Origin of the sequence: Candidatus Formimonas warabiya (genome assembly GCF_002777255.1) — a bacterium.
GTDB classification, from domain to species: Bacteria; Bacillota; Dehalobacteriia; order Dehalobacteriales; family Dehalobacteriaceae; genus Formimonas; species Formimonas warabiya.
The window spans coordinates 2,017,140-2,042,887 of record NZ_CP017634.1 but is presented as its reverse complement, the minus strand read 5'-3'; the positions used below and the strand labels follow the sequence as shown (position 1 = coordinate 2,042,887).

General features: G+C 51.6%; 21 protein-coding genes. All 21 read left to right on the top strand.

The features are described from left to right. Nucleotides 1-73: 73 nt before the first annotated feature. The gene (locus tag DCMF_RS09545; protein WP_236860229.1) at nt 74-781 is read left to right on the top strand and encodes a FadR/GntR family transcriptional regulator; all 708 of its coding nucleotides are present in this window, start codon (nt 74-76) and stop codon (nt 779-781) included. 235 nt (nt 782-1,016) lie between these two features. Then, on the top strand, nt 1,017-1,289 hold the full coding sequence (citD, locus tag DCMF_RS09540; protein WP_148134221.1) for a citrate lyase acyl carrier protein: 273 nt from the start codon (nt 1,017-1,019) through the stop codon (nt 1,287-1,289). 15 nt (nt 1,290-1,304) lie between these two features. Next, nucleotides 1,305-2,210, top strand: a complete 906-nt coding sequence (locus tag DCMF_RS09535; RefSeq protein ID WP_148134220.1) for an HpcH/HpaI aldolase/citrate lyase family protein — start codon at nt 1,305-1,307, stop codon at nt 2,208-2,210. Then, nucleotides 2,191-3,732 (top strand): citrate lyase subunit alpha, encoded by a 1,542-nt coding sequence (gene citF, locus DCMF_RS09530; protein ID WP_148134219.1) that lies wholly within the window; start codon nt 2,191-2,193, stop codon nt 3,730-3,732. Before DCMF_RS09535 ends, citF begins: the two co-directional genes overlap by 20 nt. Nucleotides 3,733-3,864: 132 nt before the next feature. Next, nucleotides 3,865-4,866: a TAXI family TRAP transporter solute-binding subunit gene (locus DCMF_RS09525; protein WP_148134218.1), complete on the top strand. Its 1,002-nt coding sequence runs from the start codon at nt 3,865-3,867 to the stop codon at nt 4,864-4,866. A gap of 92 nt (nt 4,867-4,958) precedes the next feature. Next, nucleotides 4,959-6,842, top strand: coding sequence for a TRAP transporter permease (locus DCMF_RS09520; RefSeq protein WP_148134217.1), 1,884 nt, complete (start codon nt 4,959-4,961; stop codon nt 6,840-6,842). 46 nt (nt 6,843-6,888) lie between these two features. Continuing rightward, entirely contained in the window at nt 6,889-8,226 is a 1,338-nt protein-coding gene (locus DCMF_RS09515; protein ID WP_148134216.1) for an MmgE/PrpD family protein, read from the top strand. 5 nt (nt 8,227-8,231) lie between these two features. Beyond that, on the top strand, nt 8,232-8,912 hold the full coding sequence (locus tag DCMF_RS09510) for a 4Fe-4S dicluster domain-containing protein (RefSeq protein WP_148134215.1): 681 nt from the start codon (nt 8,232-8,234) through the stop codon (nt 8,910-8,912). Nucleotides 8,913-8,924: 12 nt separating this feature from the next. Next, nucleotides 8,925-10,556: an FAD-binding protein gene (locus DCMF_RS09505; RefSeq protein WP_148134214.1), complete on the top strand. Its 1,632-nt coding sequence runs from the start codon at nt 8,925-8,927 to the stop codon at nt 10,554-10,556. 18 nt (nt 10,557-10,574) lie between these two features. Continuing rightward, nucleotides 10,575-11,075, top strand: a complete 501-nt coding sequence (locus tag DCMF_RS09500; protein ID WP_148134213.1) for a fumarate hydratase C-terminal domain-containing protein — start codon at nt 10,575-10,577, stop codon at nt 11,073-11,075. An 18-nt stretch (nt 11,076-11,093) separates the two neighbouring features. Further along, a complete protein-coding gene (locus tag DCMF_RS09495) occupies nt 11,094-11,951 on the top strand; it encodes a fumarate hydratase (RefSeq protein ID WP_148134212.1) in 858 nt (285 codons plus the stop codon). Nucleotides 11,952-11,967: 16 nt separating this feature from the next. Then, nucleotides 11,968-12,957, top strand: a complete 990-nt coding sequence (locus DCMF_RS09490) for a cytochrome b/b6 domain-containing protein (RefSeq protein ID WP_148134211.1) — start codon at nt 11,968-11,970, stop codon at nt 12,955-12,957. 53 nt (nt 12,958-13,010) lie between these two features. Next, nucleotides 13,011-14,663, top strand: a complete 1,653-nt coding sequence (locus DCMF_RS09485) for an L-aspartate oxidase (protein WP_148134210.1) — start codon at nt 13,011-13,013, stop codon at nt 14,661-14,663. A gap of 382 nt (nt 14,664-15,045) precedes the next feature. Then, a complete protein-coding gene (locus DCMF_RS30065; RefSeq protein WP_257790953.1) occupies nt 15,046-15,171 on the top strand; it encodes a hypothetical protein in 126 nt (41 codons plus the stop codon). A 35-nt stretch (nt 15,172-15,206) separates the two neighbouring features. Further along, on the top strand, nt 15,207-16,655 hold the full coding sequence (locus tag DCMF_RS09480) for a sodium:solute symporter family protein (protein ID WP_148134209.1): 1,449 nt from the start codon (nt 15,207-15,209) through the stop codon (nt 16,653-16,655). 190 nt (nt 16,656-16,845) lie between these two features. Beyond that, nucleotides 16,846-18,255 (top strand): sigma-54 interaction domain-containing protein, encoded by a 1,410-nt coding sequence (locus tag DCMF_RS09475; protein WP_148134208.1) that lies wholly within the window; start codon nt 16,846-16,848, stop codon nt 18,253-18,255. Nucleotides 18,256-18,475: 220 nt separating this feature from the next. Next, nucleotides 18,476-20,539 (top strand): hydantoinase/oxoprolinase family protein, encoded by a 2,064-nt coding sequence (locus DCMF_RS09470; RefSeq protein WP_148134207.1) that lies wholly within the window; start codon nt 18,476-18,478, stop codon nt 20,537-20,539. After that, nucleotides 20,532-22,265 (top strand): hydantoinase B/oxoprolinase family protein, encoded by a 1,734-nt coding sequence (locus DCMF_RS09465; RefSeq protein ID WP_148134206.1) that lies wholly within the window; start codon nt 20,532-20,534, stop codon nt 22,263-22,265. Before DCMF_RS09470 ends, DCMF_RS09465 begins: the two co-directional genes overlap by 8 nt. A 45-nt stretch (nt 22,266-22,310) precedes the next feature. Continuing rightward, nucleotides 22,311-23,762, top strand: a complete 1,452-nt coding sequence (locus tag DCMF_RS09460) for a trimethylamine methyltransferase family protein (RefSeq protein ID WP_148134205.1) — start codon at nt 22,311-22,313, stop codon at nt 23,760-23,762. Between the two features lie 198 nt (nt 23,763-23,960). Continuing rightward, nucleotides 23,961-24,425, top strand: coding sequence for a pyridoxamine 5'-phosphate oxidase family protein (locus tag DCMF_RS09455; RefSeq protein ID WP_148134204.1), 465 nt, complete (start codon nt 23,961-23,963; stop codon nt 24,423-24,425). A 198-nt stretch (nt 24,426-24,623) separates the two neighbouring features. Continuing rightward, nucleotides 24,624-25,745, top strand: a complete 1,122-nt coding sequence (gene sucC, locus DCMF_RS09450) for an ADP-forming succinate--CoA ligase subunit beta (RefSeq protein WP_148134203.1) — start codon at nt 24,624-24,626, stop codon at nt 25,743-25,745. Nucleotides 25,746-25,748: the final 3 nt, after the last annotated feature.

The following is a 25,748-nucleotide window of genomic DNA, read 5'->3' as shown; positions in this document are numbered from 1 at the left end:
ATAAACTTCCAATTGATTAATATAGATAAATTGAAAATTGGATGGCCAATCAGACCAAAGGAGTTGATTGTTGTTGATCTTTGAGCGGATGGGATATCGACGTCTTTACGAAGACATTATTCAGCAGATTTTGAATCACATTGAAGAAAAAAAATTGCTTATGGGTGATCGATTGCCTCCAGAGAGAGAGCTGGCGGAGCAAGTCGGGGTGAGCCGCAGTACGCTCCGGGAAGCTTTCCGCGTCTTGGAACAACAGGGGATCCTGGTCACGAAACCGGGAGACGGCCGTTATATTGTGGGATTGCCGAAACAATACGACAAGCAAATCTTCTTGGACGATCTGGAAAAAGCCGCCATTTGGGATTTATTAGAGGCGAGGGAGACCTTGGAAAGCAGAATTGTTGAATTGGCCTGTGAAAGAGCAACGGAACAGGATCTCATCAACATCCGGGAGGCAGAGGCTCTTTTGGCAAATCAGGGAAGATCCGGCGCCGTACCTCCAGTGGATGCGGATGATGTTTTTCATCTGGCGGTGGCGGAAGCAGCGCAGAATGTGGTTTTTACCAGTTATATCAGAATCAACCTGGAATTATTAGCCCGGATCCGGGCCAAGACTTTGCATTCCCCGGATCAGGTTGCCCAGCTGATGCGGGAACATCAGGCCATTCGGGAAGCGATCGAATCCAGGGACAAGGAATCGGCCAAACTGGCGCAGCGGATTCATCTGCGCAATATTAAACAGCGTATCAAAGAAGCGGAAAATCTTTTGATTAAAGGATAAGGAGAGGTGTCTCTGCCGGGATCATGAAAAACCTTCTTGGATGGTGCTTCCGTGCGTTTCTTGCCGGAAAATGGATCGACCAATGATCCATCAATCCAATTCTCCGGGGTGATACCCGAGAGAACAAACCAGTGTGAGAGGGGCGGCAAAGCTATGATCGGGAAGGGAAGGTGAATGAGCCGGATCAATGGGATATTTTTTTACAGGTGAATGCTGAGAGAAGGAGAGAGTTGGTATGGCATTGTTACAAAGAATGGGTCAGGCTGGAACAAATGAGAAGAGTGATATTCTCGTCACTTTGGAACCGGCAGCACCTGGGGCCGGAATTCGTATGGAATTGTCCAGCCCGGTCGCATACGAGTTTGGCACCCAGATCCGGTCCCTGGTTGAGGAAATGCTTAAAAAGTATGAGATCCAAGACGCAAGAGTTGTCTTAAAGGATCAAGGAGCCTTGGATTTTGCGATTCGCGCCAGGGTGGAGACAGCCATTCTGCGAGCAATGGCGTGAGTGGGAGGACAAAAAATGAGCACACTGCGCAGAACGATGTTATTTATTCCCGGAAACGATCCCGGCAAGCTGCAAAGCGCCGGAATCTACCGGCCCGATTGTTTAGTTTTTGATTTGGAAGATGCCGTGGCCGTAAATGAAAAGGATGCCGCCCGCATCCTGGTGCGTAATGCCATCCTGCATATCCCGTATCCCAGTGAAATCGGCGTAAGAATCAACGGTCTGGACACACCCTATGGTCAGGATGATTTAGCAGCTGTACTGCCTGCTCAACCAGGATTTATCCGGCTGCCCAAATCGGAACAGGTGGAAGACATTCAGGCTTTAGACCAAATAATTGGTGCTGCCGAGAAAAAATACGGATTTGAATCAGGGGCCATCAAAATCATGCTGACAATTGAGACGGCCAAAGGTATTTTGCAGGCGTATCATTTAGCTGCCGCAAGTCCCCGGATTATCGCCATCGGCATGGGTGCGGAAGATTTAATGGCAGATTTGAAAGGAAGCCGGACCCGGGACGGTCAGGAATTATGGTTTGCCAAAAGTCAGGTTTTATATGCGGCCCGTGCCGCCGGGGTACAAGCGATTGATCAGGTCTTTGCCGATACGCGGGATGAAGAGGGCTTTCGAAAGGATACCCAGTTCGGCAAGATGCTGGGTTACGACGGCAAGTCGGTGATCCACCCCAATCAGGTACCCATGGTTCACGAAATCTACACGCCAAGTGAGGAAGAAATTCATCAGGCGCGAAAAGTCTTAGCGGCCTACCAGCAGGCTTTGGAGAAAAAATCCGGTGTCGTCGCCTTAAATGGAAAGATGATTGACCGTCCGGTTGTGGCAAGAGCGGAGCGGGTGATGCAGTATGCTGCGGCACTTGGCGTCATAAGGGAGGAACAAAGTGATGAAGAATGCGGTAGGTAGAGAAATCCCCCAAAGTATCCCGGGTTTAAATAAAATCAGACCCTTTCAAGGCGCCTTTGCGTATCAGCCGACGGGAAGATTAGCCGGTCCGAAAACTCCGGTTCATGTTCCCGGAAAAGAGAAGCTGCTCAAATCACTGGATCAGGCCATTGATGCCACCGGACTAAGGGACGGCATGACCATCTCTTTCCATCACCATTTTCGCAACGGTGATTATGTGATGAAAATGGTGATGGATGCCATCGCCCGGAAAGGAATAAAAGATTTAACCATTACACCCAGCTCGCTGAGTGCGGTCCAGGATTGTATTATTCCTTATCTGGAGCAGGGTGTGATTACAGCCATAGAAACTACCGGGATCAGAGAACAGCTGGGTAACCTGGTCAGCTCCGGCAGGCTTGCCAAACCGGCGATCATTCGCACCCACGGGGGGCGGGCCCGGGCCATCGAAAGCGGCGAAACCCATATTGATGTGGCCTTTATCGGCGCGCCCACCTGTGATACTTACGGTAATATCAACGGCGTGGACGGACCCTCCGCTTGCGGGTCCTTAGGGTACCCTATGGTTGATGCGGCTTATGCCGATCAGGTGGTGGCCATTACCGATCACCTGGTTCCCCATCCCTTGTACCCGATCAGTATTCCTCAGACCCTGGTGGATTTTATTGTCGTGGTGGATAAGATTGGGGATCCCAATGGCATCGCCACCGGATCCCTGCGCATCAGCAATAATCCCAAAGAACTGGTGATTTCAAAGTATGCTGCCCAGGTGATGGAATATTCCGGGTACTTTCAAGACAACTTTTCCCTGCAGCTGGGCAGCGGCGGAGCATCCCTGAGCGCAGCCAAATTTATCAAAGAAAAAATGCACCAGCAGGGGATAGCGGCATCCTTTGGGGTGGGCGGTATCACCGGGGTCATGGTTGAGATGCATGAGCAAGGTCTCATTAAAAAGCTGATTGATGTCCAGACTTTCGATACCCCGTCGATTAAATCCCTCAAAGAGCATCCGCTTCATGTGGAAATTTCGGCTTCATTTTATGCCAATCCCCATACCCGGGGACCGATCGTCAATAATGTGGATTTTGTTATTCTCAGTGCTACTGAGGTTGATCTGGATTTTAACGTCAATGTGCTGACGGGTTCCAACGGCAAACTGATGGGAGCTCCCGGGGGACACCCGGATACGGCTGCCGGATCAAAGGTGGCGATCATCGTATTGCCCTTAATTCGGGGCAGGCGGCCCATGATTCAGGACCGGGTCAATACCGTGGTTACTCCAGGTGAGACAGTCGATGTAATCGTCACAGATTATGGGGTAGCTGTGAATCCGAGAAGAAAAGACCTGCTTGATCATCTCCGGGACAGCAGTCTTCCCATCATGGAGATAGAAGAATTACAGCGTATAGCATACAAAATGACAGGGATACCGGCGCCGCCGCCGCCAACTGCCGACGAAGTCGTGGCCGTGGTGGAGTACCGTGACGGCAGTATTATTGATGTGATTCGTAAATGTAAATAGAGATAAAGCGATACAGGGTGAAATTTAGCGAGAGAAGAAAAAGGGCCGGGATGTAAAAAATGTGCTGGAGGTGGTTGGAAAATTTCATGTGTCAGGACGCTGGGGTTTTGATTGAAAAAGGAGGTCAGTATTTTGAAAACAAAGAAATTCATGCTGGGTATTTTAATGCTGATAATGATTTTGTTTGCTCTGGGCTGCGGCCAAGACACAGACAGTGATCAGCAAAGTGCCGGCGAACAGCCTGAGGCAACTGAAAAAGTGATGCAACTTTCCTTTGCCACTGCCGGAACCGGGGGAACATTTTACCCGTTGGGCGGGGGAATGGCAAAGGTGATTAATGACCACTATCCTCAATTCAATGTTTCCGCGGAAGCCACGGGAGGATCCGTGGAGAATGTCAGGCTCTTTGACAGCCGGTCGGCCGACATTGCTTTTATTTCCGCCGATACCGCCTTTGAGGCCTACAAGGGGATTGGCGCTGACTTCACAAAACCCGCAAATATTCTGGCGCTGATGACTACCTATAACCAGCCCACCCACATTATTTCCCTGAAAGGAAGCGGCATCACATCCATTGAAGACTTGAAAGGAAAAAGGGTGGCCGTGGGTTCGCCGGGAAGCGGCACCGAGCATAAGACCAAATTAATACTGGAAGCGCTGGGCATGTCTTATGAGGATATTGATGAAAAGTTTTTATCTTTTAACGAAGCGGTGACCGCATTCCAGGATAAGCAAATCGATGCCGCCATCATGGGCGTTGGCGCTCCGGCGGCCGCCGTAATGGATTTAGGGTCCTCGCTGGACTTTGACCTGATCAATATGACGGATGACGAAATTAATACCGTGATTGCGAAATATCCCTACTTCCAAAAAGCAGTGATGCAGAAAGGGACCTATGAAGAAATAGATTATGACGTCAGTACCATCGGGGCGGCGATTCTGATTTGTGTCCGGGCGGATATGGACGAGGCCACTGCGTATGCTTTGACGGAAGCGATGCTGAAATACACCGATGAAATCAAAGCTGCCCACGCCCTGGGAGCGGAAATCAATGTGGATAACGCCCTGCCCACGGTGATTCCCTTACACCCGGGGGCGGAAAAGTACTATCAGGACAACAATATCACCGATTAAGGTTCTGGGGGTCAGGACAGAAGCAAGGATTTTTCTGGCCCCCTTTTCTCGTGAATCTGGGATATCTGAAAGGAAAAGGAGGTCTGAATGAAATGGAGGAAGGGCAAAACAAAATATCCGGAAAATACCTGGTTAAAATTATTTTTTACATCTCGATCATTTTTTCCCTGTTTCAGCTCTATACGGCCGGGGTTGTCCTTCTGACGGCGATGATCCAGCGGACCGTACACTTAAGTTTTGTCCTCGTTTTAATCTATTTATGCTACCCGGTGAAAAATAAGAGCTGGCGCTGGCTGGATTATCTCCTGGTGGGGGCCAGTCTGACCAGCGGGCTCTATATTCTATTTACTTTTAAAGACCTGGTGATGCGGGTAGGGAATCCCAACACCCTGGATATTATTCTGGGCAGCCTTTTGATTCTGCTCATTCTGGAGGCGACCCGCCGCACCACCGGGTGGGCCCTGACCATTGTGGCTCTGGTTTCTTTGGCCTATGTCTTCTGGGGTCACCTGATTCCAGGGGATTTCGGCCACCGGGCCTATTCCCTGGTGCGGGTGGTGAACCACCTGTATCTGACCACAGAAGGTATTTTTGGGGTCACCCTGGGTGTTGCCGCCACTTACTTAGTGATATTTATCCTGTTTGGCGCTTTTCTCACCAAGTCCGGCGGCGCCTCCGTGTTCTTTGACCTGGCTTTCGCGGTTGCCGGTTGGGCCCGGGGCGGCCCGGCCAAAGTAGCCTGTGTTTCCAGCGGTTTGATGGGCATGATTAACGGCAGTCCGGTGGCCAATGTGGTCACTTGCGGGGCCTTCACCATTCCCTTAATGAAAAGGCTGGGCTACCGGCCGGAAATTGCCGGCGCCATTGAGTCGGTGGCCGGTTCCGGAGGAGCGATTATGCCCCCGATTATGGGTGCCGGCGCCTTTATTATGTCGGAATTGACAGGGATCCCTTACAGCCAGATTATTGTGGCGGCAGCGATTCCGGCCATTCTTTATTACCTGGGCCTGTTTTTTTCTATTGATTTCGAAGCCGTGAAGAGCAATATCAAAGGGTTGCCCAGAGAGGACCTGCCCAGGGTGGGACCTGTCCTGAAAAGGGGGCTGCCTCTTTTCATCCCTCTAGCCATTCTCCTCTATTTGCTCCTGGTGGCGAAATCATCCCCCATTAAAGCCGCTTTCTGGGGGATTGTGGCCACCGTTGTGTTCAACCTGATTTTCGGGGGAAAAGACCGCATGACTTTGAAAAGCTTGCTGGAGGCTCTGGAATCCGGCGCGAAAGGGACCCTGATGGTCAGTATTGCCTGTACCGCCGTAGGGATTGTGGTCGGCGTGATTACCCTGACCGGGTTAGGTTTGGCATTTACCAATGTACTGATGGAGTTGGCCGGCCAATGGCTGGTGGGGGCCCTCCTCATGACCATGGTGGCCACTATCATCATGGGCATGGCTTTGCCCCCTGCGGCCGCGTATATTGTGATTGCTGCGATGGCCGCCCCGGCTTTAGTTAAGGTGGGCTTATCTCCTTTGGTGGCGAACCTGTTTATCTTCTACTACACGGCTTTTGCTCCCATTACGCCCCCTGTGGCTTTGGCCGCCTATGCCGCGGCGGGTATTGCCGAGAGCCACCCCTTGAAAACAGGCTGGGCGGCCATGCGTTTTGCCATCGCCGGATTTATTTGTCCCTTTATGTTTATCTATTCGCCGGCCCTGAACATGCAAGGGACGGTATGGGAAATTCTGATCAGCTTTTTCAGTGCCGCCATCGGCACGTTGGGTTTTGCCGCTTTTGCCGTAGGCTGGCTGCGCCACAACCTGACTATCCTGAGCCGGGCCATCTGTTTTGTGGGGGCCGTATTGATGGTCAAACAGGGTTTGATCAGCAGCATGATCGGGCTGGCGCTGATCGTGGCTGTTTATTTGGTGCCGAAAGGCTTTCTCTTTTTAAAAGAAAGGCCGAGGGAAACGGTTGTTTAACCTATTAAGAACTTGCTTCAATTTGGAAAGGTAGGAGCGTGACCGCATGTTATCCGAGGAAATTGCCCGCTATATTTTAGATACGGGGTACGAGGATTTGCCCCAGGCGGTGAGAGAAAAGGCGAAGGCGTGTTTGATGGATTGGCTTGCCTGTGCCTGCGCCGGATCCCGTCTGGAGCCGGTCCGGGTGATGCTAGACGTGCTAGTGCCGGAAAATAACAGGGGAAAGTGCCGCTTCATCGGGCATACCCAAAGCGGGGATTGTTTGACGGCAGCCCTGATCAACGGTACCATGTCTCATGCCATTGAATTTGACGACATTTACAAGTTCGGCCTCTACCATCCGGCGGCGCCGGTGATCAGCGGGGCTTTCGCTGTGGCGGAAGCCAGTGAAAGTAACGGAGCAGATTTTTTAACCGCCTTGGTCCTGGGCTATGAGGTGTCCAACCGCCTGGCCGCCGCCGTAAATCCCAGCCACTATCGATTTTGGCATACCACAGGAACCGTAGGGACTTTCGGGGCGGCTGCGGCGGCCTGTAAGCTGCTGAAAGCGAATGAGGAACAAATCATTTGGGCCCTGGGAAATGCCGGAACCCAGGCCGCCGGCCTCTGGGAATGCACGGGTACCATGGCAAAGCCTCTTCATGCCGGAAAAGCGGCCATGAACGGCGTATTGGCGGCCCTATTGGCGCTGGGAGGATTTACGGGGCCCCCGGCGATTTTAGACGGTCCCCGTGGTTTCCTGAAAGCCATGTCCGCCTTTGCCGGCGCGGAAAAAGCCATTTTCGCCTCCCTGGGGAAAGGGTACACCATTTTAGATACCACTTTTAAAGCCTATCCCTCCTGCGGGCATACCCATCCCGCCATTGACGCCGTGCTGGCCCTGAAGGATGACTGCCCGGCGGGACCGGAACTGATTGAGGAAATCAAAGTCGGTACTTACGGGGCTGCCCTCCAGGTAGCGGGAAAGGGCAGTCCCCGGAGCACCACCGAGGCCAAATTCAGTATTCCTTATTGTGTTGCCTGCGCCCTTCAGGACGGGAAAGTCGTCCTTGATCACTTCCTGCATTGGCCGCCTCCCCAGAGCCTGGTCCGGTTGATGAACATGGTTCACCTGGCCGGAGACGAGGAATGCGAGAAGTCTTTCCCCGGGAAAAGAGGGGCCGTGGTGGAAGTGAAAACCAAAAACAACCGGTACATCAAACGTGTGTCCTGCCGGAAGGGAGATCCGGAAAACCCTCTCACGCTTACAGAATTATGGACGAAGTTTACCAATTTGGCTTCTTCCGTTCTGGACCCCAATCAATGGGAGGCCCAAAAAAATATTTTAGATCATGTCGAGGATCTGGCCGATTTATCAATGATCCAATTGCATAGGGGGTGAAGACAATGGCACGATTGCCTATTTATATTATGGGAAAACGCTATGATATTCCGGAGGGGTATACCATCTTAAAAGCCTTTGAATACGCAGGCTTTAAAATGATCCGGGGCTGCGGCTGCCGGGCCGGGGCCTGCGGTGCTTGCGCCACTGTGTACCGGCTGGATGGGGATCATCATTTGCGGGTAGCCCTGGCCTGCCAGACCTCCATTGAAGCAGGCATGATCTTGAGTCAGATTCCCTTTTATCCTCCCCAGAAGAAGACCTATGACCTGGACCGGCTGACCGATTTTTACGGGGAATTGATCAAATTATATCCCGAGGTGACCCGGTGCATGGGGTGCAACGCCTGTACCAAAAGCTGTCCCCAAAAGATTCAGGTGCTGGATTATATCGGGGCCAGTCTCAGGGGTGATTTTGAGACAGCCGCCGAGCTTTCTTTCGACTGTCTCATGTGCGGCATCTGTGTGTCCAGGTGTCCGGCGGAGTTAACCCAGTACAATATTGCCATGTATGTGCGCAGAATCTGCGGAAAGTTCTTGGGCAAAAAATCCGACCAGCTGGAAAAAAGAACCGGGGAAATTAATGCCGGCATCTATACGGAGGAAATCAACCGGCTAAAGAAAATGACTCCGGAGGAGTTAAAACAGTTGTATGCCCAAAGAGATATTGTGCAGAAAAAATTCTAGGGAGGTGAGATCATGCCTTATCCGAACAGTATGCAGAATTCCATCAAGCAGGTGGAGGCAACAAGAAAATACCGGATGGACCATCCCTTTCCCCGGTTAACGGCGGAAGAAAAAGCAAAATTGCTGGAGATGTACCATCCTGACTATAAACCGGAAGGGAAAAGGGAGCTCAGAATCGGTCCGAATAAAGGGGAGCCGGTCCCCCAGGAACTGGCCGAGGTTTTGGAAGGAGAGCCCTTTGTGGATCCCGATAAGGTCAATCTGGACCGCATTGATTATCGCACCGACGTCCTGATTATCGGGGGCGGCGGCGCAGGGGCTTCCGCCGCCCTCATGGCCGAGTCCCAAAAGGCGAAAGTGATCCTGGCGACCAAGCTGCGCTTTGGTGATTCCAATACCATCATGGCGGAAGGGGGCATTGCCGCCGCTACGGAGCCGGACGATTCCCCGGTTTTGCACTACCTGGACACCATGGGCGGGGGCGGTTATAAAAATGTGCCGGAGCTGGTGGAGGCGTTGGTCCTGGAAGCTCCCTTGACGGTAAAATGGCTGGAAGATCTGGGCGTGATGTTTGACCGCCTTCCCAGCGGCTCCATCCTCACCCATGCCCCCGGGGGCCACTGCCGCAGGCGCTCCCATTCCTGCAAGGATTTGACGGGCCTGGAGATTATGCGCGTGCTCCGGGATGAGGTGCGCAACCGGGAGAATATTTTTGTTCTGGAATTTAGCCCGGCCATTGAATTATTAACCGATGCCGAGGGAAAATGCTGCGGCGCTCTGCTCTATAATTTCGATACCCAGGAGTATCTGGTGGTGCAGGCCAAGGCCGTGATTTTAGCCACCGGGGGGATGGGGCGGCTGCATATGAATCAGTTCCCCACGTCCAACCATTATGGCGCCACGGCGGACGGCCTGGTTCTTGCTTACCGGGCCGGCGCGCGCCTGATTTATGCGGACGCGGTCCAGTATCATCCTACCGGGGTGGCCTGGCCGGAACAAATGCTGGGGCAATTGATTACGGAAGCCATCCGGGCCAACGGCGCCCACCTGGTCAATGCCCAGGGGGAAATGTTTATCAACGAGTTGGAAACCCGGGACACCGTATCTTCCGCGATGATCCGGGAATGCACCGACCGGAAAAAAGGGGTGCGCACACCGACGGAAATGGATGGGGTGTGGCTGGATACGCCCATGCTGGATCTGATTGGGGGGAAAGGGAAGGCGGCCAGGCAATTTGCCGGAATTTACCGCCGTTTCAAAGAGTACAACATTGAAATCGACAAAGAGCCGATTCTCATGTATCCCACCCAGCATTACCAAAATGGCGGCGTGAAAATGATCAGCGGCAGCGGGGAAAGTGAAATTCCCGGCCTCTATTTGGCCGGAGAAGTGGCCGGGGGTGTGCACGGGAGAAACCGGCTGGGGGCAAATTCCCTGGTGGATGTGTTCGTTTTTGGGCGCAGGGCCGGGGTGGGGGCAGCCCAATATGCGGAAAAGATAACTCCATATGGTCCGGGAACCCTGGAACATTTAAGAAAATTCAAAAAGGAGTTTTCCGACCGGATGGATGTGCCCAAACTGCGCTCGCCCATTCTTTTGCCGGATTATATCAACCCGGAAAGGAAGGAAAGAAAGTACTATTAGAAAGGGGAGGTTTTGTTCATGGAAGTAGTCACGCCGATTAGCGACGGGATTCTTGATCAATTGGGTGTCGGCGATACCATTTATATTTCGGGGAAAATCTTTTGCGGCCGGGATGCGGTTTTGCCGAAAATTGTTTCCCTGGTTCAAGAAGAACGGTTAGAGGACTATGGTATCGTGCTGCAGGGAGGGGTCGTTTTTCATACTGCCGTCAGCCCGGCCGGCATCGGCCCGACCACGAGCAATAAATTGGAAATTGCCGGAAGCATCCCGGTCCTTTCCCAGGCAGGCATCAAGATTCACCTGGGGAAAGGGGCCCTTGGCCCGGAGATGGTCCGGTCCTTGCAGGAATATCATGCCATATTTGTCGTTACGCCGCCGGTGACCGCCCTTTTTTCGGACAATACCCTTGATCAAAAAGTCGTGGCATTTCCGGAACTGGGCATGGAGGCCTTTTATGAAGTGACGGTGAAGAACCTGCCCGGAATTGTCGCCATTGCCCACGGGCAGTCCATTTTTTAGGGGAAGGAGGAAAAAGAAATGATACCGGTTCGGGAGATTATTGATGCTACCCGGGATGCTTTGGTGCAGGCAAGTACCACCTTCCGGCCTGATCAGATGGCCGCTTATCAAGCCGCCTTGGCACGGGAAACCAGTGCCAAGAGCAAATGGGTATTGGAACAAATCATCCGGGATGCGGAAGTAGGAGCAGCCAAGAAGCTGGCTCTTTGTGACGATACCGGCATCCCCCATGTTTTTGTGCGCATCGGGGAGGATGCGGAGGTAAAGGGCAGCCTTTTTTCCGCCCTCAGTGAGGGGGTGGCGGCAGGCTTGCGTGACCTTCCGGCCCGGCCTATGGCCGTGAAAGGAGAGGGCTGGGACTTATTGGGACAGAGTCAAGGCATGTATGACGACCCCGGCATGCTGGCCCCGGCGCCTTTTTCTGTTCTTCCGCAAAAGGGTAAGGAGCTGGCCATTACGGTGCTGATGCTGGGGGGCGGTCCGGAAATCCGAGGGAAAACTTACCGGGTTTTCCACCGCCATCAAGGGAAATCTGTGCTGGAAGAGGCGGCCAAGTGGGCGGCCCAGGAGGTGATTCAGCTGGGTTGCACCCCGGCCATTCCCTGCATCGGCACGGGAAGAACCCATTATGAGGCGTCCCATCTGATGCTTCAGGCGATGGCGGAAGCAGATTTCACCAAACAGAGCGAAGCAGAAAGCATGGTCACCGGCATCGTAAATGAGACGGCATGCGGAAGCCTGGGATTAGGGGGCGATATCACAGCGCTGGCCGCTTTTGTGAAAATCGGACCGGCCCGGGCCAGCGGGGTGCGCATCGTTTCCCTCCGCTTAGGCTGCTGTTTCGACCCCAGAAAAGCTACCGTAGTCTTAGCGTAGTTGAGGAGGATAAATCATGGGTACGTACTGGGCATTAAAGCAGAATTATCGGATTCTCCAAACCATATTGGATGAAAACTTACCCCCGGTAGGCCGGTTTCGGCTGCTTTCCCAAGGCCTTTCCTCCGCCCATTGCCTGCCGGAATGTGAGCATGCCATAGGAGACCGGGCCTGCATGGCCTGCGGCAATTGTGTGGATGCCTGTCCCCAGGTATTGAGAAAATATCAGGCTTTAGATGCTTCCAACAATAGAACCTCCATGTTCTTGGAGCAGGCAGTGGGAGAAAGCTGTATCAGGTGTTACTCCTGCATCGGCTCCTGTCCTCAGGTGGATAAACAGCTGAAGAATTTTGCCGTGCGGTTCCGCTTAGCAGAAAAAATGGTCCACTGGTTTCTCGTCCTGTGCTATTTCGGCTTGGCGGCTACCGGAATCGGGCTGAACCATTTTCGGAGTGACTGGTCCGGCTCCTTTGTCTTGATTATGGCGCTGCTGCATCGGATTTTTGCCCTGGGTTTTTTGAGCACCCCCTTTATTTTTTATCTATTTGACCGGCATCACCTGAAACGAATCCTGAGAAATGTTTTTTCTTTCGGCCCAAAAGATCTTTTGTGGCTGAAAGATGCTTACCGGTATCTCACAGGAAAGGATCGGCATTCCTTATTTCAGGGGGACTTTAATTCGGGGCAGAAATGCTGGTACCTGATTGTGATCGGCAGTTTTTTTGTCTTAGGACTCACGGGTGCGGCCAAATTTACCACCTTTGGGGTTACTCCCGGCCTGAAAAGTATTACCGTGATTCACATTGTCTGGGCCGTGATCATGGATGTGACTTTCGTGACTCATCTGTACCGGAAACTGGTGAGCAGAAATTTAATCCGTTTTCGCCTGTACACGAATCATAAATTTGCTTTAACTTTCCCTGAAGAAGAGAGAAAGTCGGAACCGGCCTATGCGGTCCAGACTGTTTCCCCCCTGATTGATCAGGGGGGCTCGGCGAAAGCATAAGGAGACGAAAGTGCTGGTAACGATAAACCGAAGGAAAGAGGTGTTTGAATGCGATGCTGCCCGGACCAATCAGATCGGTGGAGAGCGATGTGCTCATTATTGGGGGCGGACTGGCCGGACTGGCGGCAGCCTTGGAAGCAGTCCGGACGGTACCCCGGGTAACCGTACTCTGCAAAAGGAAGTCAGGCATGAGTGGAAATACCCTGGTTTCCGGTGGGGGTTTTGCCGCGTTTCTACCCGGCGGGGATGATTCTTGTGAACGGTATGTTCAGGATACCATGGAAAGCGGGAAAGGAATGAATGACCGGACCCTGGTAGAAATTTTAGCCCGTCAGTCGGCACCGGCCATCGAACGGCTGGAAGGATGGGGCGTAAAATTCATGCGCCTGAATGGGGAATTCATGTCTAAGCATGCCCCGGGACACAGCTGTCCCCGATCCCTCTATTGTGAATTTGGTCCCCGGGAACAGACCATCCGGGGATTAGCGGTTTTGAGGCCCTTGCGGGACCGGGTTTCCCAAGCGGGAGCCCGGTTGATGGATCACGTGGCAGTCATTCAGCTTGTGAAAAAGGATGACCGGGTCATTGGCGCACTGGGTATTGACCTGGCCCAGGAAGAATTGATTTATTTTTCCGCACAAGCGGTCATTTTAGCAGCAGGCGGGGCGGGAAGGCTTTTTTCCCGGAACAACAATAGCGCCGAAATCACGGGAGACGCCTTTAGTCTGGCCCTGAACGCGGGAGTCCCGCTGCGGGATATGGAATTCGTCCAGTTTTATCCCACTATGCTGCATGATCCGGTCAAGCTAACTCTTTCCAATACTCTTTTTGGGGATGGCGCTGTATTGCGAAACGCCCTGGGGGAAAAATTTATGGTAAAGTATGCGCCTCAGGATGCCGATATGGCTACAAGAGACCAAATGTGCCAGGCGATTTTTGGGGAAATAGGGGCAAAAAGAGCTGTTGCCGACCAGGTCTATCTCGACTGCACGGGAATTCCCGCCCCAGCCTTGGAGCGGAGCCACCGCCGGTTAAAACAATATTTAGAGCAGCACGGCGTAGATATGCAAAAAGACTGGCTGCCGGTGAGCCCGGCAGCCCATTTTTCCATGGGCGGCATCCGGATCAATGCCTGTTGCGAAACGAGCCTGGAGGGGCTTTACGCGGCCGGGGAATGCGCAGGAGGGGTTCATGGGGCGAACCGGCTGGCCACCAATGCCCTCACGGAAGCGGTTGTTTTCGGCAGCATTGCCGGAGAGAGGGCGGCAAGCTTTGCAGCAAAAGCAGGTAATCTTAAAGTACCGCCGCCCCGGATTGTTTGGCCCGATGGTGGTACGGGCAAAGAAACCTGTGCCGAAATCAGAAATTTTCTCTGTAAAACGATGTGGGAAAATGCCTCCATTATCCGGTCGAAAGAATCTTTGTCCAGAGCGTGGGAAAATATCCGGCATTGTAGAGAAAGATTGAGCCGCAGGGGTTGTGCCGGTTTCCGTGATTGGGCGAAATACTTGGAGCTGAAAGGGATGTGTCAGGTGGCGGAAGCCGTGGTGCGGGCGGCCTTATGCCGGGAAGAAAGCCGGGGAAGCCACTTCAGGGAGGATTTTCCCCGGGAGAATACCCGGTGGATAGGATCCGTGGAGGTTGCGATGATGGAGGAGCACAATTTTAGGGTAGATTTTAGACCGTCCCACGGGTTTTATCGTTGATTGAGTTCAAAAATAAGCAGGGGTTCTAAGTAGAGCATTGGCAAAGGCCCAATACTCTCTTTTTTTATACTTTTTGAGTTGTTCTTTGATGAATGAAAGTATTTTCGTTTTTTTATTTATATGGTTTGTTGGCCTGTTTGAAAAATGCAATTCGTCTGTGATTGTATGCAAAAATGCAACAATGGTTTTCAACTTTTCCGGGGAGTCACATTTCCCAAGGAGGGTTGATATGGGTGACAATGTGTGATACGCAAAGTCCGGCCGGAAAAATATATTCTCACTCCTAAAAATTAAACAATTGGTATTACAATTGCAATATCACAAGTTAACAGAAGAGCTTTGGGGAGAAAGGTCCTGAAAACAGTAAAAGGGGGTGAAAGGATTGGTGGAACAAAGGGATCCCATGGATGAGATTGAAGCAAAACCTCTCTGGCTGGTGCTGTCTTTTTTGGGCGTCTTTTTAATCTTTTTATTGTATATGTTTTTTTGGCGTTTTCTATTAACCTAATAACCCTAATCAATTGTTAATAAGGGGGGAGAAAAATGTTGGCATATAACCTGTTTATGATCTGCTTGTATTTTGCCGCGATGATTTTTGTAGGTATCTATTTTCAACGGAAGGCCAGTAAAAGCTCGGATGCCTTTATTTTAGCCGGGAGGCAAGCTCCTCTCTGGATTGTGATCGGGAGTATTTTTGCCACCTGGGTAAGCTCCGCCACGCTGATTGGTTATACCGGCGTCGGTTATTCCAGCGGGATTGCCGGTTACTGGTCCGGGGGAGCCTTTATGGTCGCGTGCACCTGGCTCGGTTTTTGGGCGATTCCCAAATTGCGTGCTTCCAAGATCACCACGATTCCTGAATTGTTTGAACGATATTTTGGCTTGCCCCACCGTATGATCGCCGTGGTTTTAGTACTGGCCCGGGACCTGGGTGTAACGGCAGGCGTGGCCTACGGCATGGCCGTGATTTTCCAGTATTTATTTCAGGTTTCTACGAACGTAGCCTTATTGATTACCGTAGGAGTAGTCATTGTATATACCATCACCGGCGGCGCTTGGGCAGTTTTGGTGACCGACAGCATTCAGGCAGCCATTATCATTATCGGCTCCACCTTGCTCATCCCGATGGCGGTTTTTCATATCGGGGGCTGGAGCGAGTTTAGCGCAGCGATACCGGCCACCCACACAGCCGTGTTGAATGTTGGTTTTAAACAAACGGTGGGGTGGATTTTGAATGGATTATTTATTACCTTTGCTTACCAGACATTGCTCCAGCGGGGATTGTCCGCCCAGGATACGAAAACGGCCCAGAAGTCATTTATTTATGGCGGGTTACTCTCTCTCCTCTGGTACATGGTCCCTTATGTCCTAGGGATTTGTGCCTTTGTGCTGTTCCCCGGCATTAAAGGAGAAGACGCTTTTATTAAACTGGCGATGATGTTTGGCCCACATATCGGCGTACTCTTTGTCATTGTTCTTTTAGCAGCTTGCATGTCAACGGTCAGTGCCTGTATCTTAACTGTAACCTCTAACATTACCCTGGATATTTACAAACGGATCATTCAGCAAAACATTGAAGAAAAAGCCCTGGTAAAAATTCAAAGAATTAGTACGGTCATTATTACGATCATTGCGGTGATTATTGGAAAATCTTTGCCCTATATCCTGGAACTATTGTGGGTGGGGGGCAGGATCATGGCCGCCGGGCTGGCTCCGGTTTTCATGGCCATCATATTTTGGCCGGCGGCCAGAAGGGCAAGGATATCCACCCTGCTAGCCATGATATTGGGCGCCTCCACCACTCTGATCGCCCAATTGGTGCAAAAGCAGGCGGCGGCAAATGCTGCGGCCCAAGGGAGCACGGCATTTATCTGGACCTGGGACCCGGTGGTCCTGGGGCTGCCTGTAACTTTCCTGATTTTGATCGTGGGCGTAATTCTGGAGGTTCACACCAAAAAAACTGTATCAACGAATGGTATGATCCAAGGATAACCCACCCTTAGCGCTTTGCCAGTGGCAGCCGGGAGCTTCCTTTCCAGGCTGCCCCTGGCTTTTTCCGTTCCCAGCACAAAAATTATTTAGATAAAAGAAGTTGATTGAAAAGTATGAAAATGGGGAGGAAAAAATCCTGGTTTAGCGAAAATAAAGAGCAAGTACTTTTTGTCTGAAAGAGGGTGAAAGCGTGGCAGCTTCTGCTCTAATGGAAGCCCCGGAGGATATTGTGCACAACCGGTTATTTATGTCCATTTTGGAATCCTCCTTTGATGGCATCTGGATTGCAGATCATAAGGGGGATACCCTGTACGTAAATACTGCTTATGAAAGAATTACCGGGTTGCGCCGGGAACAGCTGGTAGGAAGAAACATGAGGGATTTGCTGGCGGAAAAGCTTTTTGAACATTCTACCGTATTGGTGGTGCTGGAAAAAAAGATTCCCGCGTCCATCATTCATAAATATGTCACAGGGAGAATTGCCTTGGCCACAGGTAATCCGGTTTTTAATGAAACGGGAGATATTATTATGGTGGTCTGTAATGTCAGGGACATTTCGGAACTGATAAAATTGCGCAACGAAGTAGAGACGACAAAAAATCTTTCCAATAAGTATTCTCATGAATTATTTCAACTGCGCCAGCAGCAAATGGACAATTCAGGAGTGGTAAGCACAAGCAAAGCGATGAAACGGGTGATTGAATTAGCCTTAAAGACGGCCCCCTTTGATAATACTGTTCTGATCCAAGGTGATTCCGGTACGGGTAAAGAGGTGATGGCCAAGTTTATCCACCAGCAAAGCTTTCGCCGGGAAGCACCCTTTATCAAAGTAAATTGCGCCGCGATTCCGGCTACTTTAGTGGAATCCGAGCTATTCGGCTATGCCAAAGGTTCTTTTACCGGGGCAAATCATCAGGGAAAACCCGGCATGTTTGAATTGGCCCAGGGGGGAACGATTTTGCTGGATGAAATCGGGGAAGTCCCCCTGGAGGTCCAGGCAAAATTGCTCCGGGTGCTCCAGGAAAAAGAAGTATTTCCCATCGGGGCCAAAGAACCGGTCAAGTTGGATGTGCGGATTTTAGCATCCACAAACAGGAATCTCAGTGATCAAGTGCAGAAGGGTAAATTCCGGGAGGATTTATTCTACCGCTTAAATGTGATTCCCATCACCATCCCTCCCCTGAAAGAGCGCAAAGAGGATATCCCCGGTTTTGTCTATTATTTTTTGGAAAAGCATAATAAGCGCTATAAAAAGCAAAAGACCATTCCGCTGGAAGTCGTTGATATCTTTAGCAATTATGCCTGGCCGGGAAATGTCCGGGAGTTGGAAAACCTGATCGAATATTTGTTCATCATTAGCACCGGTGATGAGATTGGCCTGGAACACCTGCCCCCCCGACTGGTTACGGCCGGGTTGAATTTAGATGAAGTCAATGCTCCGGGGCAGCTTCAATTAATTGTGGATTATGTGGAGAAGCAGGTGATCAGCTCTTCCCTGAGAAATCACGGGTCCATTCGAAAGGCTGCGGCGGCCCTGGGCGTAAATCCCTCCACTTTGGTGCGCAAAATCCAAAAATACCGGATCAAGGCTGATGCTTAAGGGCAACAGCCTTTTTTTTGTATGCGAAATTGCAACAGTCTGTTTGCGCAAACCTTTGGCATCCCTCCCGGCCAAAGGTAAAAAAATCCTGGGAGACCTTAGCTCTGCCGCTTTAAGCAAGGCGGGCAACAGCAAAGGCTAACTGGCATCTTTTTTGCAATAGGAGAAAGTCACGTGGGCGAAGTCTAAGAATACTAGGGCAGGAGGAGGTTGATGAATCATGGGCTTCAGGTTAGGAGTGGATACAGGGGGAACTTTTACCGATATCGGGTTAATTCATGAAGAAACTGGTGCCGTTGCCGTAACCAAGGTTCCTTCTACGCCGGACAATCCGGCCAGAGCGGTGGTAAACGGGGTGATCGATATTTTGGGCAAGGAAGGAATCGCGCCCCGGGACATTGATTTTTTCATTCATGGCACCACCGTAGCGACCAATGCGCTGCTGGAATTAAAAGGGGCGAGAACAGCCTTGATCACTACGGAGGGTTTTCAGGATGTCCTTCACATTGGCAGACAGACCCGGCCATCCTTGTATAATTTTTATGCCCACAGACCAAAACCGATCATCCCGCGGCATTTGCGCTATGAAGTCCCGGAAAGAATTCTTCATACGGGAAAAGTATGGCGGGAACTGGATCAGGACAGGGTACGGGAAATAGCGCGAGACATGAAAAGAAAAGATGTGCACGCTGTGGCCGTTTGCCTTCTTCATGCTTACGCCAATCCCCGGCACGAACAAAGAATCAAAGAAATCCTGATCGAAGAATTACCCGGATTGTTTATTACGGTATCCAGTGAAATCTTGCCTGAGTTCCGGGAATATGAAAGGACCAGCACCGTCTGTATTAACGCCTATGTGATGCCCAAAGTGAATAAATACGTGGCGGATCTGGCGGAACAGCTGCACAAGTTGGAGGTGAAGTCCGGTTTATACATTATGCAATCAAATGGCGGCGTGATTACGGCGGAGACAGCCCGGGAGTCAAGCGCCCGCACGGTTTTATCCGGTCCGGCCGGCGGGGCCCTGGCCGGTACTTTTGTCTGCGCCCAAACAGGCCGGGACAATCTGATCACGGTGGATATGGGCGGAACGAGCCTGGATATTTGCTTAATTGCCGATCAGCAGCCCAAATATACCACGGAAAGTCACATTGGGGGTTATCCCATTAAATTACCCATGATTGATATCCATACCATTGGCGCCGGCGGCGGAAGCATCGCCTGGATTGATTCCGGCGGGGCTTTAAGAGTAGGGCCGGAAAGTGCGGGAGCCGTTCCCGGGCCTGTGTGTTACTGCAAAGGAGGCCAAGAGCCTACGGTGACGGATGCCAATGTGGTTTTAGGCCGGTTAAACCCCCGCTATTTACTGGACGGAGATTTTCAGCTGGATGTGGAAAAGGCATACCAGGCCATTGAGAAAAAGATCGCCCAACCTCTGGGCCTCACGGTGATCGAGGCGGCGGCAGGGATCATTAAGGTGGTCAATGCCAACATGGTACGTGGCATCCGGGTGGTATCCGTAGAAAAAGGCTATGACCCCCGGGAGTTTTCTTTAGTGGCTTTTGGGGGGGCCGGACCGGTACACGGCGTAGAGATGGCGGAAGAATTGGGGATGCCGGAAGTGATCGTACCGAAAAATCCGGGGATTAATTCGGCTTTGGGCATGCTGGTGGCCGATGTACGCCACGATTATGTACGCACCCATGTGAAAAGCATGGCGGAAATCACCGGCGCCGAACTGACCGATTTATTTGGCGAGATGGAGAAGCAAGGAAGCGAACAATTAGCCCAGGAAGGTTTCTCTCCCTCCGATATGGTTTTCTTACGGTCCGCCGATGTGCGGTACCGGGGACAGGCCTATGAAATTTCCATCCCGGTATGGGGAGGAACATTAACCCTTGATGAGATTCAGCGATCAAAAGAACATTTCCATCTGGAGCATGAAAAGGCTTATGGTTACCGGCGGGAAAAGGAAACTGTGGAGATGGTGAATCTGCGCCTGGTGGCTTTAGGCAAGCTCCCCAGGATGGAATTAGTCAAAGAACAGGAAAGCAATCAGGCGATACCGGAACCGGTTGCTTGCCGGGAAGTCTATTTTTCGCACGGATTTTTGCCTACCGCTGTATACAACCGCAAAAAGTTTCGTTATGGTGTCATGCTTAGGGGACCGGCCATTGTGGAGCAGTTGGACTCTACGACCGTCATCTTCCCGGATCAGGACGCCACGGTGGATGCCTTTGGCAATATGATCATTAAACTTAAAGGAGGGAAGAAAAATGCCTAATATCGCCATTGACGGCGTGACTTTAGAAGTGATGCGAAACGCATTGCAGTCCATTGCGGAAGAAATGGGCGTAACCTTGATCCGCACCGCCCTGTCCATCAACATCAAAGACCGGCGGGATTGCTCCACCGCCATTTACACACCCCAGGGGGATTTGGTGGCTCAGGCAGAACATATTCCCCTCCACCTGGGCTTGATGCCGACGATCATGAAGGCAGTCCTTAAAGCATACCCTCCGAACATGCTGAAACCCGGGGATGCTATCATGATTAATGACCCATACATCAGCGGATCCCATCTGCCCGATGTCTGCGTGTTCTCGCCGGTTTTCTTTGACCGTGAACTGGTGGCCATCGTGGCGAATCTGGCCCACCACTGCGATATTGGCGGCATGGCTCCCGGCGGCATGCCGGTAAATGCCACGGAAATCTTCCAGGAGGGGATCAGAATCGCCCCGGTAAAAGTGCGCAAAGAGGGAAAGCTGGATGAAGAGCTGGTGGGATTTATCACCAACAACGTGCGGACCGCCTTTGAATTCCGGGGTGACATGGAGGCCCAATTAGCGGCCAATAATGTGGGGGAAAAACGCATCAAGGAACTGGCCCAAAAATGTGGCGCGCCTTTTATTAAAATCTATATGGAAGAAATGCTTAATTACTCGGAGCGCAGAATGCGGGCCCGGATCAAAGAAATGAAACCGGGCGTGTATGCTTTTGAAGACTTTCTGGAGATGGGAGAGGCCGATTTAATTCCCATCAAGGTCGCCATTGCCATCGAGGACGATCATATGACGGTGGATTTTACCGGGACGGGAGGGCAGGTTAAAGGTTCTCTCAACTGTACCAGGGGCGTAACCCTGGCCTGTGTCTACTATGCCGTGAAAGCCATGACGGATCCGGAAATACCGTCCAATGGGGGCGCTTTCCGGCCGGTGGAAGTGATTACACCGGCCGGAACCGTAGTCAATCCCCAATTTCCCGCCGCCGTTTCCAATGCCAACATCAATACCTCCCAGAGAATTACCGACTGTATGCTGGGGGCCATGGCCCAGGTGCGGCCGGACCGGGCCATGGCGGCCTGCGCCGGAACCATGAGTCTGCTCACCATTGGAGGGATTGATCCCAGGACCGGCACCTATTATTCCTATGTGGAAACCTATGGAGGAGGAATGGGCGCGGTGCACAACTTAGACGGCATGGACGGGGTGCATACCAATATGACCAACACGAGAAACACGCCTACGGAAGTGATGGAGATGGCCTTTCCCCTGTTTGTCAATAAATACAGTTTAATTCCGGAGTCGGATGGTCCGGGAAAATATCGCGGCGGTTTAGGTCTGACCCGGGAAATCGTGATCCTGGACCATGAGGCCCATGTCACCATCAGTACGGAAAGGTCATTTACGGAACCCTGGGGGTTGTTCGGGGGCAAACCCGGGAGGAACTCCCATTGCTTGCTGGAACAGGACGGCGCGGTTCAGGTGTTGCCGGCCCGGATTACCACAGTGATACCGGCAAACAGCAAAATTATCTATCAAACGCCTGGGGCCGGGGGGATGGGGGCACCCTGGGAAAGGGATCCCCAAGACGTGCTCAGGGATGTGATGGAGGGGTTCATCTCCGTGGAACGGGCCAAAACCGCTTACGGTGTGGCCATCAATGCAGCCACATTAGAGATTGAGGAAAACGAAACCCGCAAGTTGAGGCAAGAAAAGCTTTCCGCTTAACAGAGGATTAACCTTAACTTGCTTCGAGGAAAGGAGACTGAAGATATGTATCCGGCATTTAGCGGCCGTCAGCTTCGTTTATTCAATGAGATCCAGGTGAGTGCCATTCATGAGGGTGTGGTCAGGCTGTTGGAAGAAGTAGGCATGAAGGTTAAAAGCAAACAGGCGCTGGAGATCTTTGAAAAGGGCGGGGCCTGCGTGGATCCTGTAACAGAAATTGTGAAAATACCCCGGGCCATACTGGAAAAGGCGATCCAGACGGCCCCGTCCCAAGTAACGATTCATGGGCGGGATGAAAAACATGATGCCGTGTTGAAAAAGGACCGGGTGCACTTCGGCACCGGGGGTACGGTCTGTTATGCCCTGGATTTTGAGACCGGGGAAAGAAGACCCACCATTACCCATGATGTCCGGGATTTGGCCCGGCTGGTGGATGTGATGGAGCATATCTCCTTTTATGTGATTCACACCTATCCGGCGGATGTGCCGGAAGCCGATGTGGATGTGAACCGGTTTTACTGGGCCATCACCAATACCACCAAACCGGTTATGGGCGGTATGTATACCATGCAGGGCCTGAGGGAAGCAATCAAAATATCGGAAATGGTGGCCGGCGGGGTTGACAAACTGCGGGAACGTCCCTTTGTTTCCTTCATTACCCTGATGGTCAGCCCACTGGTTATGGACTGGACCTATACTGATTTTCTCATTGAAGTGGCAAGTAAAGGGCTGCCTTTGGCCGTTCCCTCGGAACCCTTGGCTGGCGCCACCGCACCGGTGACCCTGGCCTCCACCATCACCATCAACCTGGCGGAATCCTTAGCCGGATTGACCCTAACCCAGCTGGTCAATCCCGGGACTCCTGCACTGATCGGTACCACCTCCAGCATCATGGATATGAATACGGGGACCTACGTGGCGGGAGCCATTGAATCCTCCCTGATCAACGTGGGCATCGCCCAGATGGCTCAATACTATAATTTGCCCCTCTATGCCACCGGAGGCCAGTCTGATGCCAAACTGAACGACGCCCAGGCGGGATATGAAAGCGCCTGCCAAGCTATGGTATTGGGGCTTTCCGGAGCCAACTGGATCCATGACGCGGCGGGCCTTCTGGAATGCTGCACCACCGTTTCCTATGAAAAAACAGTGATCGATAATGAAATCCTGGCCAATGTGTTGCGGGTGCTGCGGGGTGTGGAAGTGGATGAAGATTCTCTGGCTATTGACGTAATTAAAGAAGTAGGACCTGCCGGGAATTTTTTGGCCCATAATCATACAGCGGCCTACTTCCGCCGGGAATTTTTGATTCCCAAAGTATCAGACCGATGGAACCGGATCACCTGGAATGAAAGAGGGAGCCTGGATGCCCATGCCCGGGCCCATAAAATTGCCGCCAAAATATTAAAGGACCACAGGGCCACTCCCATTGATCCCAAGGTTCAGGGGGAAATCCGCCGCATGTTCCCGGGGATTAAGGGAGAAGACTTGCTGTAACCGGAGATAATTATTCCATTCAGGTCTTTGGGAAGGCGACGTTCTCTTGATTTGCTTCAATCAGGAGAACATTTTTTTTGCTGCCGATAGAAGCATTTTTGCAGTTGTGGATCCTTTGGAAGTAAGTTAGAATTTAAGGAAAAGGGCAGGACCAGCGGATTTTAGGCAACAGGGCAAAGCCCATAAGGAGGATGGCTTGTGTTCAAAGAAATGAGAAGAAAAGACCGGGAAATGGTTCCGGAAGAAATTGAAGAAGTTTTAACAAAAGGGGAATATGGATTTTTCTCCACGATCAGTGACAATGGATATCCTTATACGGTACCTGTAAACTATGTCTATCATGATCAGGGTATTTTTTTCCATTGTGCGGGGGAAGGCCATAAGCTGGAAAACATGCATCAAAATCCCCGTGTGTCCTTTTGTGTCGTTACGGATACGGAGGTATTGCCGGAGAAGTTCAGCACAAAATATAAAAGCGTGGTGGCTTTTGGCTCGGCCCGTGAAATAACAGGTGATTTAAAAGAAGAGGTCTTGTTTCAACTGATCCATAAGTATGCGCACGATTTTTTAGAAAAGGGAAAGAAATATATTGAAAATGCAAAAGAAGAAACAACGGTGATCAAGATCGATATTCATCATATGACGGGGAAGGCCCGAAAATAATGGGCCGGCCAATGAGGGACCGCTTTGTGACATCATCCCCAGGGGAAGAAAATTTTCTTTAAGAACATCTGAAAAAGATGACAAAAAATTGCCTAGTTTTAGGTGGACAGATTCCATATAATGATAATTAACTGGCAGCAATTTTATTTAACGTAATCTTTGGGAAAAGCCAGAATAAGCGGGAGGGGTGATGACACTGTGAAAATGTTTGAGTACATGGGGAAAGAGCTGTTTTTCAAGTTCGGTATTCCGGTCCCGAAAGGAAGGGTAGCCAGGACTCCTCAAGACGCGGCGGACATTACAGCTGAGATCGGTGACTCTGTAATCAAATCACAAATTCTCTCCGGAAAACGAGGCAAAGCGGGGGGCATTAAGTTTACCGCCGATCCCAGGGAAGGGGAAGAATTCGCGGCGGCCCTTTTGGGGAGCCAACTGCGGGGGCTCACCATTGAGGCCCTTTTGGTGGAAGAAAAGTTAAAAATCGATAAGGAATATTACCTTGCCATTACGGTGGACCGGGGCAGAAGGTGTCCCGTGGTGCTTGCCTCCGTCCAGGGAGGCATGGACATTGAAGAAGTCCCGGAAGAGTACGTGATCAAGTACTATATTGACTACGCCATTGGCATGATGCCCTTCTGTGCCCGGGAAATCACCCGCCGCCTGGGCCTTCCTGCCCATGAGGCCAAGCAGGTGCAGGATATCCTGCTAAAACTATACCACATGTTTGTCGCCCTGGACGGGGAACTGGTGGAAATCAATCCCCTGGTGGTGAGCGGAGACCGGGTGATTGCCGCCGATGCCAAGGTCACCATCGATGATGATGCTTTATTCCGGCATCCAGACCTGCCCCAGGTGGAGGAGCGGTCGGAGTCGGAAAAGAAGGCCCATGAGCTGGGACTGGCCTATGTGGACCTGGACGGGAATATCGGCGTGATGGCCAACGGGGCGGGCATTACCATGGCCACCTTAGACACCATTCAGTACTATGGCGGCGCCGCGGCCAACTTCCTGGATGCCGGGGGCGGTGCGAGTGAAGAAGCCACCGCCAAGGCACTGGAATTAATTATGGCAAATGACCCCAAAGCGATCCTGATCAATATTTTTGGCGGCATTACCCGCTGCGACGACGTGGCCAGTGCTTTTGCTTCCGTAAAAAAGAAGAGAGGCATTCCCGTGCCGGTGGTGATCCGGCTGGTCGGCACGAACCAGGAAAAAGGCCGGGAGATTTTACGGGAAGTTGGCATTGAAGCCTTTGATACCATGCACGAAGCGGCCCAAAAGGCCGTTGCGCTGGCAAAAAACGCGGGAGAGGAGGAATGAGAA

Excerpts from the sequence above, each read along its gene's own strand:
- citD (WP_148134221.1), top strand. The coding sequence starts at position 1,017 with ATGGCATTGTTACAAAGAATGGGTCAGGCTGGAACAAATGAGAAGAGT.
- DCMF_RS09535 (WP_148134220.1), top strand. The coding sequence starts at position 1,305 with ATGAGCACACTGCGCAGAACGATGTTATTTATTCCCGGAAACGATCCC.
- citF (WP_148134219.1), top strand. The coding sequence starts at position 2,191 with ATGAAGAATGCGGTAGGTAGAGAAATCCCCCAAAGTATCCCGGGTTTA.
- DCMF_RS09520 (WP_148134217.1), top strand. The coding sequence starts at position 4,959 with ATGGAGGAAGGGCAAAACAAAATATCCGGAAAATACCTGGTTAAAATT.
- DCMF_RS09515 (WP_148134216.1), top strand. The coding sequence starts at position 6,889 with ATGTTATCCGAGGAAATTGCCCGCTATATTTTAGATACGGGGTACGAG.
- DCMF_RS09510 (WP_148134215.1), top strand. The coding sequence starts at position 8,232 with ATGGCACGATTGCCTATTTATATTATGGGAAAACGCTATGATATTCCG.
- DCMF_RS09505 (WP_148134214.1), top strand. The coding sequence starts at position 8,925 with ATGCCTTATCCGAACAGTATGCAGAATTCCATCAAGCAGGTGGAGGCA.
- DCMF_RS09500 (WP_148134213.1), top strand. The coding sequence starts at position 10,575 with ATGGAAGTAGTCACGCCGATTAGCGACGGGATTCTTGATCAATTGGGT.
- DCMF_RS09495 (WP_148134212.1), top strand. The coding sequence starts at position 11,094 with ATGATACCGGTTCGGGAGATTATTGATGCTACCCGGGATGCTTTGGTG.
- DCMF_RS09490 (WP_148134211.1), top strand. The coding sequence starts at position 11,968 with ATGGGTACGTACTGGGCATTAAAGCAGAATTATCGGATTCTCCAAACC.
- DCMF_RS09485 (WP_148134210.1), top strand. The coding sequence starts at position 13,011 with ATGCTGCCCGGACCAATCAGATCGGTGGAGAGCGATGTGCTCATTATT.
- DCMF_RS09480 (WP_148134209.1), top strand. The coding sequence starts at position 15,207 with ATGTTGGCATATAACCTGTTTATGATCTGCTTGTATTTTGCCGCGATG.
- DCMF_RS09470 (WP_148134207.1), top strand. The coding sequence starts at position 18,476 with ATGGGCTTCAGGTTAGGAGTGGATACAGGGGGAACTTTTACCGATATC.
- DCMF_RS09465 (WP_148134206.1), top strand. The coding sequence starts at position 20,532 with ATGCCTAATATCGCCATTGACGGCGTGACTTTAGAAGTGATGCGAAAC.
- DCMF_RS09460 (WP_148134205.1), top strand. The coding sequence starts at position 22,311 with ATGTATCCGGCATTTAGCGGCCGTCAGCTTCGTTTATTCAATGAGATC.